Below are 19,018 nucleotides of genomic sequence, written 5' to 3'. Positions count from 1 at the left end.
GCATTAAGACGGGGTTTGCAGGAGTGATTGTGCTTCGGTCGATGCCGAGTCGATTGCCTCGATCAACCTGTCAACCGACGGACCAGCCTGCAAGACGCCCCGTGATTGATTGACGAGTACGCACCGCCGTGCGTTCCCGAACACCTGCTCAAGTTCTGCAGGCCCCGCTCCTTGTGCGCCCACGCCGGGTGCCAGGATCGGCCCATTAAGGGCCGATAAATCTATGCCGAGGTCCGTCACTGCAGACCCGACGGTCGCCCCAATAACCAAGCCGATGCTGCCCAGAGGCTCCGTTCCGGCGTTCAGCTCCGCGGCGGCGGCGGTCACGGCCGCGGCCACCGCCACGCCATCCGCGGACTTCGCGTGCTGCACAGTGTGCCCCTCGGCGTTCGAGGTCAGCGCGAGCACAAAGATTCCCTTTCCGTGCTTCTGAGCGAGGTCGAAGGCTGGTTGGAGCGAGCCCACACCCAGGTAGGGCGACAGCGTCACGGAGTCGGCCTCGAAGGGTGCCCCCGGCACTAGGAACGCCTCGGCGTAGGCCTGCATCGTGGAGCCGATGTCGCCCCGCTTCGCGTCGAGCACCGTCAGCAGTCCGGCCTCGCGGCAGCGTCCCAACAGGTTCTCGAGGACGCCCATGCCGCGCGAGCCGTGCCGCTCATAGAAGGCAGCGTTCGGCTTTACTGCCGCGGCGCGGCCAATGGCTGCGTCGATCACGGCATCGCTGAACAGTTGCAGCGAGTCGGCGTTGTCCGGGAGGCTCCAGGCTTCAAGTAGCCCCGGGTGCGGGTCGATTCCCACGCACAGCGGCCCGTGCTCGTCCATCGCCAGCGCCAGTCGGGAGCCAAAGGTCACCGCAGTCTCCTCCACAAGTAGTCGCCCAAATCGTTCTATGTAGGCATACTACCTGCGATGACTCGCGGGTGTGCGGTTGGAATATGTTGACGTATGAGTACCTTTAGCGAGCCTCAATTAGCTCCGCACGTGTAGGCGGCTGCGCCCCCCGCCTGCCAACGGTGATGCTTGCCGCAGTGACACAGTCAAGTAGCAGGTCGCGTGCCTCCACTTCGGAAAGTGAGCGTGCTGGCCCGCGCGAGCTGTCTCCCACAAGCTCCAGCCACCCCGCGATGAGCGCCGACATGAATGAATCACCCGCCCCGACCGTGTCGACGACGACCGCCTCGCGGGCCGGAACGAATACGCTGCCGAAACTGCCAAGAGCCCAGGCGCCGACCGCGCCTAGGGTCACGACGACCAGGCTCGGTCCGCACTCGAGCCACCTAGCGGCGACACGCACGGGGTCCTCCCCCGGTGCCATCCAGGCGATGTCCTCGTCGCTAGCCTTCACGACATTCGCTCTGGTCAGGCATGCACGAATCTGCTGAAGCGCGGCGTCCCGGTCGTGAATCAACCCCGGCCGGATGTTCGGGTCAAAGCTCATGGATGCCACTAGAGGGCCCCTAATGACCGACGCCACTGCATCGGCTCCCGGCCGCATGACTGTCGCAATGGAGCCCGTATGGAGGTGTAGTGGCGCTCGCGTGGCCACGACCTCTTCGAGCGCGGTAGCACTCAGATTCCAGGCAATAGCAAACTCATAGGTGGCCCCGCCATCGGAGCCAATGGTGGCGGTTGCCGTCGAGGTGGGCGTAGCCGTATCAACGACGACAATGGTGGCACCCGTGGACTCAATATGAGCGCGAATGACCGCGGCCGCATCGTCCTGACCCAAGTGCGTCACGAAGGTGGGACGGATGCCCAGCCGCGCGAGTCCTACGGCCACATTGGCGGGGCTTCCACCTGCAATTGCGGTCACTTCTCCTGCGGTGTCATTGACCACGTCGAGCACGGACTCGCCCACGACTAGGACGTTCACCGCGTGCCCTCGCCCTTCGAGGCGGCACGGGAGGCGTGGTCTTGGCTTAGGCTCGAGCCGCGGGCCAAAGCCGTGGCAAACGAAGGAGCGAGCGGGACATCGGGCCACAGTGCGGCCTGGTAGGCGTGGTAGGTGTCTGGCTTGCCGGGCCACACCGAGGCTGCTCGTCGATTGCTTGAGTTGAGTTCGTGATGCCACGATCCGAACTCCTCGTCGACGAGGAAGTCGTCCACGAAGCCCCACCACTTCTCCGCGTCCTCTGTGTAGCGTTGTTCGCCCGTCGCGATAGCAAGTGCATGAGCTGCCCCAATCGCTTCTGCCGCAACCCAGTGCATGCGCTCGCGAACTACCGGCCTCCCGTCCCAGTCCGTGGTGTAGACGAATCCGGAGTCGCCGTCTGCGTGCCAGCCGTCACTCACGGCGCGCCCGTAGAGCTTGCGGGCGCCCGCCGCCAATCCCGCGGGCGCCTTGTCGTCAAGAGTTGCATCGACAGAGAGGAAAAGACGTGCCCATTCCAGACCGTGTCCTACCGTCGCCCCGTACGGTCGGAATGGGTCTGCAGGAATGTCACGGTTGTGCTCAAGCATCGGCCGCCAGTCCTCGTCAAAGTGTTCAGGGATCCGCCATTCATTGGACTCCGACCACGACAGCACTCGGGCCGCGATGCGTCCCGCACGCTCGTGCCAGACCTTGTCGCCGGTGGCGTCTCCGGCGGCGAGATATGCCTCGACTGTATGCATATTGGCATTGACGCCGCGGTAGGTAGCTAGTGTCGTCCAGTCCTGGTCCCATTCCTCGACGGAGAGGCCATGCGAGTCGTCCCAGAACCTACGCTCACTCACCCGTAATGCCCGCTTGAGAAGGGCGCGTGCACCTTCGGCTCCGGCAAGGAGAGCCGATGAGGCCGCCAGGACGACGAACGCGTGCCCATAAGCCTGCTTAGCTGTATCGACAGGGCCGGAGGCGTCGACAGCAGCAAACCAGCCGCCGTTTTCCTGATCCTCGAAGGCACCACTCAGCGCGCGCACGCCGTGACTAACCAACGCCCTCAGCTCCAATTGGTGTGGCCCTGCTGGCTTTGGCTCCTCATTCGCGAGGACTCCTAACGCCGCGATGTGGGTCATGCGGCATGTGATCCACAGTTCCTCGGGCTTGCCACCAAGCACGTTCCCACGCTCATCAAGCCAGCCAAATCCGCGATCAGTCTTGGCGGCCTGCGTGAACCTCAGTAGGTCCGCGCGCTGTTCGGCTCGCACTCGGGCTCGCTGGTCCGGCCTCATCACGGCATCACCAGCGCCGTGCCGGCACACAGCAGGCTCCGCCACTCGTACGCGGCGAGGGTGGCGCCCCCCATGCGGGTCACCGTGAAAGTCGCCGCCTCGCCAGGAAGCAACGTGAGCAATTGACGATCCACCCTCACTCCCTCGAGCGCGGGATGCGTCTCCGCGAGGAGCGATAGGTCCCGAATCAGGTGCTTGGCCACAACGGTCACGCGCACGACGTCCGATGCCGCGTCAGGGTTGATTTGCACGCTCGCCAATGATGCGGCCGGGTGCTCCAGCGCATCGTCGGCCACCAGCCATCGCACTGCGCGCTTGTCCTCGACGTCTACGACTACGGCCACTGTGCCTTGCGGCAGCCGTGAAGGAGCGATCTCGGCATGCCCATCAGCAGCGATGTGCAGCCCGATGCGTTCGTCAAGCAAGACGTCTCCAGATTCCGTCACTGTACGGATTCGCGCCATCGCCTCCCACGTTTGCGGCACGTCGTTCACTACTGTGAGCGCGTGCGGTGTCTGTGGCGACGTCGCGATGATGGCACGGGGTGCCATGATCTGGGCCGACGCGTACCACCCCAGTTTGCGGGCACCGGTCACATCGACTACCGCCCACGACAAAGCGGGCCAGCAGTCATTTAGCTGCCACCACAGCGTGCCGGAGCACGACTCGTGGAGCGAGCGGAAGCGCCCGATCGACGCACTGATGGCACGAGCCTGCATAAGTTGAGTGGCGAAATACCAGCCTCGTCCATCCGTGGGCAGGTGCGCCACGTGGTCCGCGATTCCACGGGCCAGCCCAGCCTTGCCCTCGGGATGCTTCTGAAGGCGTTGCAGGCGGGGATCGTCACCGCTGGTCGGCTCTGACCCCATGGCGCGGGTCAGCGTGTGCCAGGCGGCGGGTGCCTGCCAGCCAAACTCGGAAGCGAACCGTGAGGTCTTGTCCTCGAAGGCAGTGTAGTCGAGCTGATTCCAGGTATCCCAGTGGTGAGTGGTCCCCTGCGTCGGATCGTTCGGATGCACTCCGTCGTCAGGCGAGAAGGGCGATCCCGGAATGTAGGGACGGCGAGGATCGAGCTCGGCAAGCGCTTTGGGGATTACCTCGTGATAGAGGTGCGCACCCCAGACGCCATCCTCCCCCAAGGTCTCCTTCCAACCCCAGTCTTCGAAGCCCCAGAGGTTCTCGTTGCAGCCGCACCACAGCGCCAGCGACGCGTGGTGACCGACGCGCCTGACGGCATCGGCCACCTCGCGCTGGACCCGCATCATCTGCGCGTCATCTTCTGCGTACGCCGCACAAGCGAACGAGAAGTCCTGCCACACCAGTACACCGGCCTCGTCGCAGGCCTCAAAGAAGTCCCGGGACTCGACGACGCCTCCACCCCAGATGCGCAACATGTTGGCGCCCGTGTCCACCGCCTCCTGAACCAGTTCGCGAGTACGCTCTCGCGTCACTCGCTCCGGCAGAACGTCAGCAGGAATCCAATTGAACCCGCGCGCCCAGACACGCGCGCCATTCACGTGTACTTCGAAGGAGCGCCCGATGTCGTCCTCGTCTTGCACCAGTGAGACGTGGCGAAAGCCCACCCGACGATGCGTCGAGTCCAGTTCCGCTCCCGAGTCGTCAACCACTGAAATGTGCACGTCGTAGAGCGGCTGATCGCCACGGTCCACCACGTCCCAGCGTCGGGCTTGGGGCACCTGGAGGTCAAACTCGAGGTGGCCGTGGGCAACGTCAAACCGCTGCGACGCGAGAGCCTCGCCCCCGCCCGCGGGAACCACGGTGGCAACCACCGCATCGGCCGTTCCCTCGATGTCCAGACGCGCGCTCAGCGAGGCGCCGTTACTCCAGTCGGTCGTGAGAAGAAGCTGGTCGATGGAGGCCTGACAACGGCGCGTGACCGTCGCTCCGCGCCACAGACCGGCAGTGATGGTGGTGGGACCCCAATCCCATCCGAATGAACAGGCCATCTTGCGCACCTGGTTGAAGGGGATCTCGTACATGTCGGCACGAGGCAGCGGGTCGGACGCCTCGAGCGCGTTCGCCACCGGTAGCACGGGGTGGAACTCCACCTCCACGCTCCACTCTTTGCCCGCAGAGAGGGCGGGGATAACGGCGGAGTCGCCGGTGTCGTCGGAGGACGGGTGCGCGTGGTGCGCGTCGTCCGTGAGTTCGATGCTCCAGGCATGAAACATGTCGTCGGTCTCGAGTACGGAGTTGCCGTCAACGCGCACCGTGGCCAACGTGTCAACGCCCTCGAAATCGATTGTCACGTGGGCGCCATCACCCAGGCGCGGAACAGAGGTTCGGTAGATCCACGTGCAATGGGTCGCCCAGGCGACGTCCTCCTCGAGACCGTCGACTGTGACGTCCGACGCGAGTCCGGCCTCAATCAGGGTGCCCAGGACGCTGCCTGGCACCGTGGCGGGAATGCCCTCTGTCAGGGCCGCAGTAACACCGGCGGGAGCGGACTCGGAGTCGGCACCCAGGAACAACCGCCAGATCGTCAGCGCCTCGCGAGTGGTCGCACTACTATCGCGCGTCACTTGGTCGCTCCCTGCGTGAAGCCGCTGTAGATGAACCTCTGCAGCAGGACGAAGATGATCAGGGTGGGGATGATCACGATGATCACACCCGCGGCTATGACCTCCCAGTGGGCACCAAACGGACCCGTGAAGCGGAACAGGGAGGTCGAGATGACGCCCAGGTCCCGCGAGGGCATATATAAGAACGGTATATAGAACTCGTTGTAGGCCGCGAACCCCTTGATGATCACCACCGTCGCGATAGCGGGCTTGAGCAGCGGGAAGATGATCTGCCAGAAGATTCGGAACGGTCCTGCGCCCTCGAGCTTGGCGGCCTCGTCAAGCTCACGAGGCACGGCCCGGATGAACTGCAGGAAGATGTAGATCGAGACGATGTCGGTGCCCATGAAGAGCACGATGGCCGCCCAGCGCGTGTTGTAGAGGCCAAGGTTATTCACGACCTGGAACGTGGCGACCTGTGTGGTCACCGCGGGCACAAGCACCGCGAACAAGAAGACTCCCACCACGACCTTGCGGAAGCGGAACTCGAAACGGTCGATCGCATAGGCGGTCATGGCACCGATGATCACGGTGCCGGTGATCGACACCAACAGAATGATGCCGGTGTTGAAGAACGCATGCAGCATGCCGCCCTTGGTGAATGCCTCGACATAATTCTCGAAGCCGAAGCTTTCTGGCAGGTCGAACGGTCCCGACTCCTGAAACTCCCGTGAAGTCTTGAAGGACGCCATCACGATGGTGACGAGTGGAAGCAGCGTCACGAGCGACGCCACTATCAGGGTGAGGTACTTGAGTCCTCCAAAGGTTGCGCTTTTCACGTCAGGTTCACCTTCTCGTCGGGTACAAGTCTTCTTTGGATCCAGGTGATGATCAGCACGATCAACAGCAGGATCACAGCCATGGCAGACGCGAGTCCTACCTTGTTGAACTTGAACGCCATATTGATGGTCTGGATGACAAAGGTCATGGAGCCGTTGGCCCCGCCAGTCATGATGTAAGGGATCTCAAACACCGCCAACGAACCGGAGATCGCGAGAATCATCGACAGCCCGACGATGGGCCGGATGCTCGGCAGGATGATGTAGCGGAATTGCTGCCACTTGCCGGCACCGTCGAGGGAAGACGCTTCGTAGAGTGACGGGTTGACGGACTGAATGGCCCCCAAGAAGAGCACGAAGTTGAGGCCCATGTAGCGCCATACCGAAGTGCCCGACAGGGAAAAGTTGATGAGGTCGGGGTTGCCGAGCCATTGCTGCTGGAACTGTTCGAGTCCAAGCGCGGCGAGGGAGGCGTCGAGCGTGCCTCCGGGCCGGAAGAAGTAGAGGAACGTGAAGCCGATGGCTACACCGTTGATGAGATACGGGAAGAACAGGATGCCCTTGAACAGGTTCTTGAACCTGGTGTTAAAGGACAGGATGGTCGCGAAGTACAGCGCGAGGCCCATCTGAACGAACGAGGCGACAAAGTAGTAGAGACTCACGAGGAAGACGCGGAAAAGCTCCGGTCGCGTGAAGAACTCAATGTAGTTGCCGAGTCCCACGTACTCCTTGTCCTTGCTGAGTCCATTCCATTCGGTGAACGAGTACCAGATCATGTTCGCCACGGGAAGCAGAGTGAACAGGCAAAGAAAGATCAGTGGGACGATCAGGAACAACCACGGTGTTGCTCCCTGGAAGAACCGCTGACGGCCGCTTCGCGAGTCCTGCGCGGCGCGCACTGCGTTGGGACGCACCGGCGTACTAAAGAAAGACATGACTTCTCCGACGTGAGAGGGGTAGAGGGAGGGACGTCACTCGCCCCGGCGGGCTTGCACCGGGACGAGTGACCTCTGACTAGCCTTCGACGCTCGCGCGGGCCTCAGCCCACTTCGAGTTCAGGTCGTCAAAGATGTCCTGCTTGGTCTCATCGCGAGCACCGCGGGCGGCGTCCACAATGCGCTGACGGTAGTCAGGGCTCCAGAGACCAATCTCGGCCGCGTTGTCGATGTCGCTGACCAGGCTCTCCTGGCCGGCGGGCGGCGGGGTCAACTCGATGTACTCGACACCAGCGGCGTCAAAGTCCTTCAGGGTGTCGGGCGTCGGTCCGTCGAGGCGAGGCGAGATTCCACCCTGATCGGTGGCATATCCGGACTCGTCGGCGAACCAGTCGATCCAGGCACGTGCCGCGGCCTTGTTCTCCGAGTGAACGTTGATGCCATTCTTGTAGTCGCCGCTGATCACCGAGTGGAACGTGCCGTCAACCTGGTTGGGGAACGGCATGTACCCGATGTCAGCCGCGTCGTCGGCCGCTTCCTGCATCTGCACAATGGCCCACGAACCGAGCGCCATGGCTCCGATCTTGCCCGTGCCGAGGTCCGTCTTGGACTGCTCCCAGTTGGTGGTGGTGGGGTCTTCCTCGATGTTGCCAGCGGCTGCTGCGTCGAAGATCAGCGAGTCAATGATGTAGTGATCCATGCCCTCGCTCCACGGGGCGTCCGTGTCGGCGAGCTCATTGACAGCGTTCGCGTTGGCGGTCACCCCTCCGCGGTCGGACTCCCACTGCGTCAGAGGCCAGCCATCGGCGTAGTTCGTATAGAGCGGCGTCGCATCCGTGTTGTCGGAGATCATTTGGAGATCCTTCTGGAACTCCTCGGGCGTGGTCGGATCCGCGGTGACGCCTGCATCTGCCCATACCTTCTTGTTGTAGACGAGACCGTTGGCGTTGCCCGTGATGGCGATGCCGTAAGACTGACCGTCGAAGTTGGCCTCAGAGCCAATAAAACGGTAGGTCTGCGAGAGTTCGTCGACCGAGCCGAGCGGCTCAAAGAAGTCCGGGTAGTCGCTTGCGTTCACCGAGTTGGGAATGAGCAGCACGTCACCATAATCGTCGGTGCTCATGCGGGTAGCGACTTCACCCTCGTAGTCGGTAATCGCCTCGAACTTAACCTCGACATCGGGGTACTTTGCCTCGAACGTTGACTTATAGTCAGCGAAAACGGTGTCCACCAGGTCGGTGCGGTTCGTCAGGACCGTGATCTCGCCGGCAACCTCGGCCATGGCCGAGTCGCTGGTCGTTGAGGATGACTCCGGTGCTGGCGTATTGCTGCCGTCTCCGTTGTCGCTACTGCCGCTGCACGCTGCGAGCGTGAACGCCAGGCTGGTGGTGGCCGCAACCATGGCGGCTGTGCGCATCTTCATTGATGTAACCCCTTCAGGATTTTTGCTCTGTCCGTAGCGTCCTCGCCACAGTGCCGCATCGCGACTAGACACGACTTTAACGATTAAGTGAGAGCTTCACAACCCATTTTCGCCCGTTTCGGCAGCGCGTTACTTAATCGTTATAGTAGACGCTTCCTCGCGCACATCCATATGAGAGCGGGGCGGATCCACTTACCCCGCTGGTCCCGTGGAATAGGTGGCAGCACGTGGAGGCCGCGTGCGAGCGCGCACGCCGGTGCCCCCCTCGATGGCGCCCCGGCGGACCTGTGCGGACGCTACGGTACTTAGGCCCCGTCACGCCTCGTTGCGTCCTGAGTCGGCCAGGACCTCAAGCCCTTCATCGCGGCGCGGGGCCGAGCGTGCCACGGTCAACAAGGCGGGCCACGGAGGAGCGCACCGACTTCACATCGGTCGACCCATCCACGACGTTCAGCAGCATCGTCGCCGCATCGGCTCCATAGGCAGACACGTCACGACTGAGGGCACTGAGCGCGGGAACGGTCAACTCACACAGCGGTGAGTCGTCCCAGGCGAGGACGGAAAGTTCGCCAGGAACGTCGACTCCCCTACCTGTCGCGGCTCTGACCGCTCCGAGGGCGGTCAGGTCGTTGTCGAAGACCATCGCTGTGGGCGGATTAGCCGCGTCGAGCAGCTGGTGACAAGCAGAAGTTCCGGCTGCGACGGAGTAGTCAGTGTTGACCTCGGCCACTACCTGAATGCCTAGGCGCTCTCCGGCGCGCGCCATGGCCTCGCTCCGTACATGCGTATGCACAAAGCGCTCGGGACCGGTGATGTGGGCCACGCGCTTGTGACCCAATTCCGCGAGTCGTTCCATGGCGGCATTCGCGGCGGCGGCGTCGTCGCTTCCGACGGCGGGCAGACCATCGGAGTACTCGGGGTCCCCGACCACCACGACAGGTAGGCCGATCTCATTGACAATCGGCAGCCGCTGATCGTCAATCGCGAGGTCCGTCACGAAGATTCCGTCCACCCGGCGAGCGGACCACCACTCCCGGTAGGTCTGTAACTCACGCTCGGGGTCGGGGGTCACCTGCAGAAGCAACGCATAGCCCCGCGCGGAGATCACCTTCTCAATACCAGCGACAAAAGACATGAAGAAGGGCTCAATACCCAGGACGTCAGGCTCGCGGGTGATCACCAGCCCAAGCGTGGCAGTGCCTCCGCCTCGCAGCGCCCTCGCCGCGGTGCTGGGAACCCAACCCACCTCGCGAGCCACCTCGAGGATGCGCTTGCGAGTCTCGTCGGATACGCCAGGGCGTCCGTTGAGCGCATAGGACACGGCCCCGGCGGACACCCCGCTCTGCTTGGCGATTTCCGCGATCGTCGGCCGGCTGGGCGGCTTGCGCATCGCCATGCTTTTCTCACTTCCGTTACGAGGACGCCGAGCAGATTGCCCTGCACGACATGCTTCGTTGCCGTCGCGTCACTCCATCAATTGCCTATAGTGTGTCACTACTCAATCGATTAAGCATACGAAAGGTGCCACCGATGTCGCCAACCGACACTCCTGTTTCCGCCAAGCGCCCATTGCCTGCCGTTCCATTTCATGCCATGACGTGGGGGTGGACCGGCGTCCGGGGTACGTGGACGACTCCCCAGGCGGCCGCGTCACTCGACGCGATGTTGGACGTGAAGCCCAACTGGGTGGTGCTCGCTTACGCCGCGTTGCAGGACACCGCGCAGTCAACCACCATCAACTGGCGCGACCGGCCCTCGCTGACAGACGACGAGATCCGTGCCGGGGTTGCCGCAGCCCGTGAGCGCGGCCTGCTGGTCTGCCTCAAACCCACCGTCAATGTGGCAGACGGCACGTGGCGCGCCCACATCGGCTTCTTCGACAAGGACGCGCCCGGCGAGCCCACCTGGGACGAGTGGTTCGACAGCTACGACGAATACATCCTTCACAACGCCGTGCTCGCGGAAGAGGTGGGCGCGGATCTTTTCAGCATCGGCTGTGAGATGGTGCGCGCGGACACACGCGAGGACCGTTGGCGCAGCCTGGCAGCTCGTGTGCGCGAGGTCTACTCCGGACCCATCACGTACAACTGCGACAAATACCAAGAGGAGAACGTCACCTGGTGGGACGCGGTGGACATCATCAGCTCTTCCGGCTATTACCCCACCGGGGACTGGGACGCGCAACTTGCTCGAATCAAAGCCGTGGTGGACGCACACGGGCAGGAGTTCGTGTTCCTTGAGGCGGGTTGCCCCAGCCGCGACACGTCGCCTGCGCGCCCCAACGATTGGGCGCTCGCGGGAGAGCCCAGCGAGCAGGCGCAGGCCGACTATCTCGACGAGATGCTCTCGGCCATCGAGGCGGCCGACTGGGTATTGGGCGTGGCGCTGTGGGACTGGCCGCCGGCGCTCTATCCGATCAGCGAGGCCTCCACCAACGATGACTACTGCATGTACGGCAAAACCGGCGCCGATGTGGTGGCGCGGCACTTCTCGCTGGGCAACTAGTTCAGCACGGACCAAGCACCGCGATCCGCACCCAGCGGCCATCGGGGCGAGCGATTACGTTCGATGGGTACACGTACGGCGGCGCAGGGAACCTCTCCCCCGTGCCGCCGTATTGTCGCTCAGAGTTTGCGGTGACTAGCTGGTAGCTCCCGCGGGCGCCTGAGCCTCCTGAAGGCTCATGACCTCGAACGTGCCGTGCTGGATGACTTCAATTGCCTGCACAGCCGCTGACAGCTGCTGCGTAGTGGTGATGATCGCGGCATCGGCCGCCGTGGCCGCCGCACGAATCTCGTAACCGTCAGCACGCGCACCCTGACCCGAGGGCGTGTTGACCACCAGGTTGACCTCGCCGTCGTTGATCAGGTCCACGATGGTGGGCTCGCCGGCCTCTCCCCTGCCCTCAGAATGCTTGCGCACCACGGTGGCGGGGATACCGTTGCGGCCCAGTACCTGGGCGGTGCCGGCAGTCGCGAGGATCTCGAAGCCCAGCTGGTGCAGGCGCGCGATGGGGAACGTGATGGAGCGCTTGTCGCGGTCCGCCACGGACACGAAGGCCTTGCCGCCGGTGGGTAGCCCGCCAATAGCAGCGGCCTGCGACTTGGCAAAGGCCAGCGGGAAGGTCGAGTCGAAGCCCATGACCTCGCCCGTGGAGCGCATCTCCGGGCCGAGCACCGAGTCGACGACCAGGCCCTCGTGCGTGCGGAAGCGCCGGAAGGGAAGCACTGCCTCCTTGACGGCGATGCGCTGCGACATGTCGATGTGCGCCGCGTCGAGTTCAGGCAAAACGCCGTCGGACTTCAGTTCCGCGATGGACTTGCCCGCCATGAGCAACGCTGCGGCCTTGGCGAGCGGCACGCCCGTGGCCTTCGCCACGAACGGGACCGTGCGGCTGGCACGCGGGTTGGCTTCCAAGACGTACAGGACATCCGAGGCGAGGGCGTACTGGACATTCATCAGTCCTCGCACGCCGATTCCCTCGGCCAGCAGTTCCGTGGAGCGGCGAATGCGCACGAGTTCGTCCGCGGACAGGGTCACCGGAGGCAATACGCAGGCCGAGTCGCCGGAGTGAATACCGGCCTCCTCGATGTGCTCCATGACGCCGCCCAGAAACAGTTGCTCGCCGTCGTAGAGCGCGTCCACATCGATCTCGATCGCGTCGTCAAGGAAGCGGTCCACCAGCAGCGGCGCGTCGGTGGCGTGGTCGCCCACCGAGGCCATGCGGGTGCCGTAGTCCTCGAGCTGAGCGCGATCGTAGACGATCTCCATGCCGCGTCCACCCAACACATACGACGGGCGCACCAGCACGGGGTACGAGATGCGCTCGGCTATCTCGATGGCCTGTTCGATGCCGTGAGCGGTGCCGTACGCAGGCGCGGGAAGCTCGGCGGCGTCCAGGACGCGGCCAAAGGCCGCGCGGTCCTCGGCGTTGTCGATCGCCTCAGGCGACGTACCGAGAATGGGCACCCCGGCATCGGCTAGTCGCTGTGCAAGGCTCAGCGGCGTCTGGCCGCCCAGCTGAACGAACATGCCCTTGACCGGACCCGCATCAACTTCCGCCTCGTAGACGGCCATGACGTCCTCGAACGTGAGCGGCTCAAAGTAGAGCCGGTCCGCGGTGTCGTAGTCGGTGGAGACAGTCTCGGGGTTGCAGTTCACCATGATGGTCTCGAAACGGTCCTTGAGAGCCAGCGCGGCGTGGACGCATGAGTAGTCGAACTCGATTCCCTGCCCGATGCGGTTGGGGCCCGATCCCAGGATGATGACGGCCTCGCGCTCGCGCTTGGCGACCTCGTTCTCCGAGTCGTACGTCGAGTAGTAGTACGGCGTGGTGGCGTCAAACTCGGCGGCGCAGGTGTCCACGGTCTTATAGACGGGCTGCACGCCCAGCTCGGCGCGGGCCGTGTAGACGTCCTCGACGGTCATCTGGCGCAGTTGCGCGATTTGTTCGTCTGCCAGGCCGTTCTCCTTGGCGCGGCGCAGCACCGCAGCGGTCAGCTTGGAGGCCGAGGCGGTCTCGTTCGCGACCTCGTTCATCAGCAGGATCTGGTCAAGGAACCACGGGTCGATCTTGCACGCGTCGAAGACTTGCTCCAGCGTCGCGTGACCGGCGCGCACCGTGCGCAATGCCTGCTGGACCTGGACCATGCGGTCCTCGGTCGGGATTGAAATCTGCTCGAGCAGCGCGTCAAAGTCCGCGCCAGTCGGGAAGTCTCCCTTCCAGTGGAAGTTGACTCCCTTCTTGTCGATAGAACGTAGCGCCTTGCCCAGAGCCTCGGTGAAGTTGCGGCCGATGCTCATGGCCTCGCCCACCGACTTCATGGTGGTGGTCAGCACGGGGTCAGCAGCCGGGAACTTCTCGAACGCGAAGCGAGGCACCTTGACAACGATGTAGTCGAGCGTGGGCTCGAAGCTCGCGGGGGTCGAGCCCGTGATGTCGTTGGGGATCTCGTCGAGCGTGTAGCCGATGGCCAGGCGCGCGGCAATCTTCGCAATCGGGAAGCCCGTCGCCTTGGAGGCCAGCGCCGAGGAGCGCGAGACGCGCGGATTCATCTCGATGACAATCAGGCGGCCCGTCGCCGGGTCGACGGCGAACTGCACGTTGCAGCCACCGGTGTCGACGCCCACCTCGCGGATGATCGCGATGCCCACGTCGCGCATGCGCTGGTACTCGCGGTCGGTCAGGGTCAACGCGGGGGCCACCGTGATCGAGTCGCCGGTGTGCACCCCCACAGGGTCCACGTTCTCGATTGAGCAGACGACGACCACGTTGTCGTGGTGGTCGCGCATGAGCTCCAGCTCGTACTCCTTCCAGCCAAGGATTGACTCCTCCAAGAGCACCTCGGTGGTCGGCGAGTAGTGCAGGCCCGCTCCGCCGATGCGGCGTAGGTCCTCCTCGTCGTAGGCGAAGCCGGAGCCCAGGCCACCCATGGTGAAGGACGGGCGCACCACGACGGGGTACTTCAGGTCCTCGGCCGCCGCGAGCAGCTCATCCATCGAGTTACAGATGCGCGAGCGGGCGCTCTCCGCGCCACAGCGCTCCACTACGCCCTTGAACAGCTCGCGGTCCTCGCCCAGGTTGATGGACGCGATGTTCGCTCCGATCAGTTCGACGTTGTACTTGTCCAGAATGCCGGCCTCATCGAGCGCGATGGCCGCGTTGAGCGCGGTCTGGCCACCCAGCGTAGGCAAGATCGCGTCGGGGCGTTCCTTGGCGATGATGGTCTCGATCACCTCGGTGGTGATGGGCTCTACATAGGTGGCGTCCGCAAACTCGGGGTCGGTCATGATGGTGGCCGGGTTCGAGTTCACGAGGATGACACGGATGCCCTCGGCCTTGAGCACACGGCAGGCCTGGGTGCCCGAATAGTCAAACTCGCAGGCCTGGCCAATCACGATGGGGCCGGAGCCGATGACCAGGACGGACTTAATATCTTCGCGGCGTGGCATTAGATGCGCGCTCCGTTCTTGGCAGCGCCTTTAGACGCCGCCATCAGGTCGACAAAACGATCAAAGAGGTAGGCCGCATCGTGCGGGCCGGCGGCGGCCTCCGGGTGGTACTGGACGGAGAAGGCGGGAATGTCGAGGCACTCGAGACCCTCGACCACGTCATCGTTCAGGCACACGTGGCTCACGCGCACGCGGCCGTAGCCCGAGGGCGACTGAGAGTCGCGGTCGGTGGGCGCATCAACCGCGAAGCCGTGGTTGTGCGCCGTGATCTCGACTTTACGGGTCTTACGGTCCATCACCGGCTGGTTGATACCGCGGTGGCCGAACGCCAGCTTGTAGGTCCCGTAGCCGAGGGCGCGGCCCAGGATCTGATTGCCGAAGCAGATGCCGAAGAATGGCACGTCCGCGTCGAGAATCTCGCGCAGGGTGGTGACGGCACGCTCTGCCGCACTGGGGTCGCCCGGTCCATTCGAGAAGAAAACTCCGTCAGGTTGCTTGGCGAGGATGTCCGCGGCGGTCATGGTCGACGGGACTACGGTCACCCGGATGCCGCGCTGCGCCATCATCTCTGGTGTCATGGCCTTGATGCCAAGGTCCACTGCCACTACGTCGGCGATGCATTCGGTGCCCTCGGGAGGCTCGACCACGTACTCGTCCATCACGGACACGGCATCGGCGAGGTGAGCGCCAGCCATTGACTCGGCGGCCTTGACTCGTCCCAGCAGTTCTTCGGTTGTAGCCGCGTCCGTACCGGCCTTGGCGCGTGACCCGGCCGCAGCATCGGCGTCGTAGCCGGCATTGAGTGCGTCACCCGAGAAAATGCCAGCACGCATCACGCCTGCGGTGCGCAGAATGCGGGTGAGTTGGCGGGTGTCAATGCCGGAGATGCCGACGACGCCCTGGGCCTCGAGGTCCTCGTCCAGCGTGCGCTGTGCGCGCCAGTTCGAGGGCTTACGTGCAGGATCACGCACCACGTAGCCGGCGACCCAGATCTTGCGGGACTCGTTGTCCTCGTCGTTCATGCCGGTATTGCCGATGTGCGGCGCCGTCATGGTGACAATCTGGCGGTGATAACTGGGGTCGGTGAGGGTCTCCTGGTAACCGGTCATGCCGGTGTTGAAGACGATCTCGCCCAGGGTCTGGCCGGCGGAACCGTACGTGCGTCCCTCGAAGGTCTGCCCGTCCTCAAGGACGAGTACCGCCCTGTTGTCTGCATCGGTCATCACCGTGTCATTCATGCAAAGATCCCTTCGAAACGAGCATCAAGGTAGGTGGGCTTGCCACGCAGGAAAGTCGCGACGGCGCGCCCCGGCAGCTCGACGCCGCCAAAGGGTGAGTTATTGCTGCGGCTCGACGTCGCCGCGGGGTCAACGGTATACGTGGCTTTGGGGTCCACGAGCGTAATGTTCGCGGGCTCGCCTTGGTTCAGCGCCAGCCCCTGAGTCTCCTCGACGCGGCCAATGCGGGCGGGCAAGTGAGACATGCGGAAAGCGACGTCGGCCCAGGTCATCAGCCCAGTGTCGACCATCGTCTTCTGGACGATGCCCAGCGCGGTCTCGAGGCCGATCATGCCCATGGCGGCAGAGCCCCACTCGCAGTCCTTATCCTCGTCCGGGTGCGGCGCGTGGTCGGTCGCAACGATGTCGATGGTGCCGTCGGCTAGTCCGGCGCGGACCGCCTCGACGTCCTGCTGTGTGCGCAGGGGCGGATTCACCTTGAATCGCGGGTCGTAGCCGCGGACGGACTCGTCGGTGAGGAGTAGGTGGTGCGGCATGACCTCGGCAGTCACGTCGATGCCCTCTTCCTTGGCCCAGCGAAGTATCTTCACTGAGCCGGCGGTGGAGACGTGGCAGATGTGCACGCGCGAGCCCACGTGCTTGGCCAGCAGTACGTCGCGCGCGATAATCGACTCCTCGGCGACAGCGGGCCAGCCGGTCAGGCCGAGCTCTGCCGAGACCACACCCTCGTGCATCTGCGAGCCCTCGGTCAGGCGGGGGTCCTGCGCGTGCTGCGCCACCACGCCGTCAAAGGTTTTGACGTACTCGAGAGCGCGGCGCATCACGACCGGGTCGTGGACACACTTGCCGTCGTCGCTGAAGACCCTCACCCTAGCCTTGGACATGGCCATGGCGCCCATCTCGGACAGCTGCTCTCCACCCAGGCCTACGGTGACCGCGCCCACGGGATGAACGTCGACCAGGCCGACCTCCTTGCCGCGGCTCCAGACCTGTTCCACCACACCGGCGGTGTCTGCGGTGGGGGTCGTGTTCGCCATCGCGAAGATCGCGGTGAAGCCTCCGGCGGCGGCGGAGCGTGAGCCGGACTCAATGGTCTCGGCATCCTCACGACCGGGCTCACGCAGGTGCGTGTGGATGTCCACGAGTCCGGGAAGCGCAATGAGTCCGGAGCCATCGATACGCACGGCGTGCTCGGGGATCTCTTCAGCGCTCAGCTCCGTATCAGAGCCTCGCACCAACGTGATGTCGCCGTCCTCGACCACTAGGTGGGAGTCGGTATGGCCGAACAGCGACACGTTCTCGATCACAAAAGACTGGGGCTCAGAAGTGTTGTTCTCAGACGACTTGGTGATGGACGGGCTCATTCGCCGCCCTCCTCTCCGGCTAGCAGCAAATACAGGGAGGCCATGCGGACGGCGACGCCGTTGCTGACCTGTTCGACGATGACCGAGCGAGGGCTGTCCGCCGCCTCGGCAGTGATCTCCAGCCCGCGGTTCATGGGTCCGGGGTGCATGATGATCGCGTGCTCGGGCAGGCGCCGCATGCGGTCGCCGTCCAGTCCGAACAGGCGCGTGTATTCGGCGGGGCTGGGGAAGAAAGCGTTGCCGCCACCGGACATGCGCTCCCGCTGCACGCGCAGCATCATGATCGCGTCGAGGTCGTACCTCTCAAGCGCCACGTCGAGGCCGTGCACCACGTCCACCGGCCACGTCTCAATGCCGACCGGCACTAGCGTGGGGGGCGATACCAGGACAACCTTCGCACCGAGTGTGGTGAGCAGCGCCACGTTGGAGCGTGCGACCCGCGAGTGCAGGACGTCTCCCACGAGGCCGATGGTCAGGCCAGCGAGGTCGTTGCCCGTTGCGGTTTTGAAGTGGGCACCGGGGCCCGCTTCTGCACCAATGAGGTGCTTGCGCATCGTGTACGCGTCCAGCAGTGCCTGGGTGGGGTGCTGGTGGGTGCCGTCCCCCGCGTTCAGGACTGCTCCGTGCATCCAGCCGGACTCTGCCAGGCGTTCGGCCGCGCCGGACGCCCAGTGGCGGATGACCACGGCATCGGCGCCCATGGCCTGCAGCGTCAGGGCGGTGTCCTTGAGGGACTCTCCCTTGGAAACGCTGGAGCCCTTGGCGGAGAAGTTGATGACGTCGGCGCTCAGGCGCTTGGCCGCTGCCTCGAAGCTGATGCGCGTGCGGGTGGAGTCCTCGAAGAAGAGGTTGACCACAGTCTTGCCGCGCAGCGTGGGGAGCTTGCGAATCTCCCGCTCCTGGGTGGCGGCCATCTGCTCGGCGGTATCAAGGATACGGATGGCGTCCTCACGGGACAGGTCGGAGGTGCTCAGCAGGTGCTTCATGCGGTCACTCCCCCGCTGGGCTTGCCGTCGCTCAAGATGACCGCGTCCTCACCATCGGTCTCGGTGAGCAGGACGCTCACCCGCTCGGTACGGGCCGTGGGGATGTTCTTGCCTACAAAATCTGCGCGGATGGGCAGCTCGCGGTGGCCGCGGTCCACGAGGACGGCGAGCTGGACGCCTCGGGGGCGCCCCTCGTCCTTCACCGCATCGAGCGCCGCACGAATGGTGCGCCCCGTATGGAAGACGTCATCTACCAGAACCACCACGGCATTGTCGATGCCGGCGCTCGGGAGCGTCGTAGTGCCCAGGTTGCGGGTGGGGTGCTTCGCGAGGTCGTCGCGGTACATGGTGATGTCGAGCGAGCCGCAGCGGGCATCGGCGTCAAAAGACGGCTCTACCTCGGCGATACGTGCCGCGAGGCGGTGCGCCAGTGGCAGTCCCCGAGTGGGGATACCCAGCAACACCAGGTTGTCGGCTCCGCCGTTTCGCTCGAGGATCTCATGTGCGATTCGTGTCAGCGCCCGAGAAATATCGGGCGCGCCCAGAATGGTCCCAGTCATCTGGTGACCTCCTTCCCCGCCTCACAGGACGGTACTTAAAGGATGT

The 19,018-nt window shown here is 64.2% G+C and carries 14 protein-coding genes; 1 reads left to right on the top strand and 13 read right to left on the bottom strand.

From position 1 onward, the window contains the following. Window positions 1–3 precede the first annotated feature (3 nt). The 8 genes from pyrF to AOP77_RS11435 all read right to left on the bottom strand — a co-directional run bounded on the left by pyrF (window position 4) and on the right by AOP77_RS11435 (window position 10,268). The gene (gene pyrF / locus AOP77_RS11470) at window positions 4–852 is read right to left on the bottom strand and encodes an orotidine-5'-phosphate decarboxylase (RefSeq protein ID WP_174435926.1); all 849 of its coding nucleotides are present in this window, start codon (window positions 850–852) and stop codon (window positions 4–6) included. A 103-nt stretch (window positions 853–955) separates the two neighbouring features. After that, complete coding sequence (locus AOP77_RS11465; protein WP_062213752.1) at window positions 956–1,873, bottom strand: PfkB family carbohydrate kinase; 918 nt, start codon at window positions 1,871–1,873, stop codon at window positions 956–958. Then, complete coding sequence (locus AOP77_RS11460) at window positions 1,870–3,153, bottom strand: AGE family epimerase/isomerase (protein ID WP_062213939.1); 1,284 nt, start codon at window positions 3,151–3,153, stop codon at window positions 1,870–1,872. Before AOP77_RS11460 ends, AOP77_RS11465 begins: the two co-directional genes overlap by 4 nt. Next, the gene (locus AOP77_RS11455; RefSeq protein ID WP_062213750.1) at window positions 3,153–5,696 is read right to left on the bottom strand and encodes a glycoside hydrolase family 2 protein; all 2,544 of its coding nucleotides are present in this window, start codon (window positions 5,694–5,696) and stop codon (window positions 3,153–3,155) included. Before AOP77_RS11455 ends, AOP77_RS11460 begins: the two co-directional genes overlap by 1 nt. Next, on the bottom strand, window positions 5,693–6,514 hold the full coding sequence (locus AOP77_RS11450) for a carbohydrate ABC transporter permease (RefSeq protein WP_062213748.1): 822 nt from the start codon (window positions 6,512–6,514) through the stop codon (window positions 5,693–5,695). Before AOP77_RS11450 ends, AOP77_RS11455 begins: the two co-directional genes overlap by 4 nt. Beyond that, on the bottom strand, window positions 6,511–7,449 hold the full coding sequence (locus AOP77_RS11445) for a carbohydrate ABC transporter permease (RefSeq protein WP_062213747.1): 939 nt from the start codon (window positions 7,447–7,449) through the stop codon (window positions 6,511–6,513). The genes AOP77_RS11450 and AOP77_RS11445 overlap by 4 nt, the downstream gene beginning before the upstream one ends. 79 nt (window positions 7,450–7,528) lie before the next feature. Continuing rightward, a complete protein-coding gene (locus AOP77_RS11440; RefSeq protein ID WP_062213744.1) occupies window positions 7,529–8,872 on the bottom strand; it encodes an ABC transporter substrate-binding protein in 1,344 nt (447 codons plus the stop codon). Window positions 8,873–9,230: 358 nt separating this feature from the next. Beyond that, a complete protein-coding gene (locus tag AOP77_RS11435) occupies window positions 9,231–10,268 on the bottom strand; it encodes a LacI family DNA-binding transcriptional regulator (RefSeq protein WP_152649869.1) in 1,038 nt (345 codons plus the stop codon). Between the two features lie 134 nt (window positions 10,269–10,402). On the opposite strand from AOP77_RS11435, the gene AOP77_RS11430 reads away from it, so the two are divergent. Beyond that, window positions 10,403–11,377 (top strand): glycoside hydrolase family 113, encoded by a 975-nt coding sequence (locus AOP77_RS11430; RefSeq protein ID WP_369345413.1) that lies wholly within the window; start codon window positions 10,403–10,405, stop codon window positions 11,375–11,377. Between the two features lie 135 nt (window positions 11,378–11,512). Here AOP77_RS11430 and carB read toward each other — a convergent pair whose 3' ends face one another. Genes carB through pyrR form a run of 5 tightly spaced genes read right to left on the bottom strand, consistent with a single transcriptional unit; the run spans window position 11,513 to window position 18,972 of the window. Continuing rightward, on the bottom strand, window positions 11,513–14,824 hold the full coding sequence (carB, locus tag AOP77_RS11425) for a carbamoyl-phosphate synthase large subunit (RefSeq protein ID WP_062213742.1): 3,312 nt from the start codon (window positions 14,822–14,824) through the stop codon (window positions 11,513–11,515). Then, window positions 14,824–16,062, bottom strand: coding sequence for a glutamine-hydrolyzing carbamoyl-phosphate synthase small subunit (gene carA / locus AOP77_RS11420; RefSeq protein WP_236685830.1), 1,239 nt, complete (start codon window positions 16,060–16,062; stop codon window positions 14,824–14,826). Before carA ends, carB begins: the two co-directional genes overlap by 1 nt. Beyond that, complete coding sequence (locus AOP77_RS11415) at window positions 16,059–17,426, bottom strand: dihydroorotase (RefSeq protein ID WP_062213740.1); 1,368 nt, start codon at window positions 17,424–17,426, stop codon at window positions 16,059–16,061. The genes carA and AOP77_RS11415 overlap by 4 nt, the downstream gene beginning before the upstream one ends. Next, entirely contained in the window at window positions 17,423–18,412 is a 990-nt protein-coding gene (locus tag AOP77_RS11410) for an aspartate carbamoyltransferase catalytic subunit (protein ID WP_062213738.1), read from the bottom strand. The genes AOP77_RS11415 and AOP77_RS11410 overlap by 4 nt, the downstream gene beginning before the upstream one ends. After that, window positions 18,409–18,972, bottom strand: a complete 564-nt coding sequence (gene pyrR, locus AOP77_RS11405) for a bifunctional pyr operon transcriptional regulator/uracil phosphoribosyltransferase PyrR (protein ID WP_062213736.1) — start codon at window positions 18,970–18,972, stop codon at window positions 18,409–18,411. The genes AOP77_RS11410 and pyrR overlap by 4 nt, the downstream gene beginning before the upstream one ends. Window positions 18,973–19,018: the final 46 nt, after the last annotated feature.

The sequence above is a fragment of the Demequina oxidasica genome, assembly GCF_000975115.1.
GTDB classification, from domain to species: domain Bacteria; phylum Actinomycetota; class Actinomycetes; order Actinomycetales; family Demequinaceae; genus Demequina; species Demequina oxidasica.
This window is presented reverse-complemented; position numbering and strand designations above follow the sequence as displayed.

What these genes read in the sequence shown, in the direction of transcription:
- AOP77_RS11410 (WP_062213738.1), bottom strand. Translation starts at nt 18,412, where the DNA reads ATGAAGCACCTGCTGAGCACCTCCGACCTGTCCCGTGAGGACGCCATC.
- AOP77_RS11430 (WP_369345413.1), top strand. Translation starts at nt 10,403, where the DNA reads ATGTCGCCAACCGACACTCCTGTTTCCGCCAAGCGCCCATTGCCTGCC.
- pyrR (WP_062213736.1), bottom strand. Translation starts at nt 18,972, where the DNA reads ATGACTGGGACCATTCTGGGCGCGCCCGATATTTCTCGGGCGCTGACA.
- AOP77_RS11445 (WP_062213747.1), bottom strand. Translation starts at nt 7,449, where the DNA reads ATGTCTTTCTTTAGTACGCCGGTGCGTCCCAACGCAGTGCGCGCCGCG.
- carB (WP_062213742.1), bottom strand. Translation starts at nt 14,824, where the DNA reads ATGCCACGCCGCGAAGATATTAAGTCCGTCCTGGTCATCGGCTCCGGC.
- AOP77_RS11415 (WP_062213740.1), bottom strand. Translation starts at nt 17,426, where the DNA reads ATGAGCCCGTCCATCACCAAGTCGTCTGAGAACAACACTTCTGAGCCC.
- AOP77_RS11460 (WP_062213939.1), bottom strand. Translation starts at nt 3,153, where the DNA reads ATGAGGCCGGACCAGCGAGCCCGAGTGCGAGCCGAACAGCGCGCGGAC.
- AOP77_RS11435 (WP_152649869.1), bottom strand. Translation starts at nt 10,268, where the DNA reads ATGGCGATGCGCAAGCCGCCCAGCCGGCCGACGATCGCGGAAATCGCC.
- carA (WP_236685830.1), bottom strand. Translation starts at nt 16,062, where the DNA reads ATGAATGACACGGTGATGACCGATGCAGACAACAGGGCGGTACTCGTC.
- AOP77_RS11440 (WP_062213744.1), bottom strand. Translation starts at nt 8,872, where the DNA reads ATGAAGATGCGCACAGCCGCCATGGTTGCGGCCACCACCAGCCTGGCG.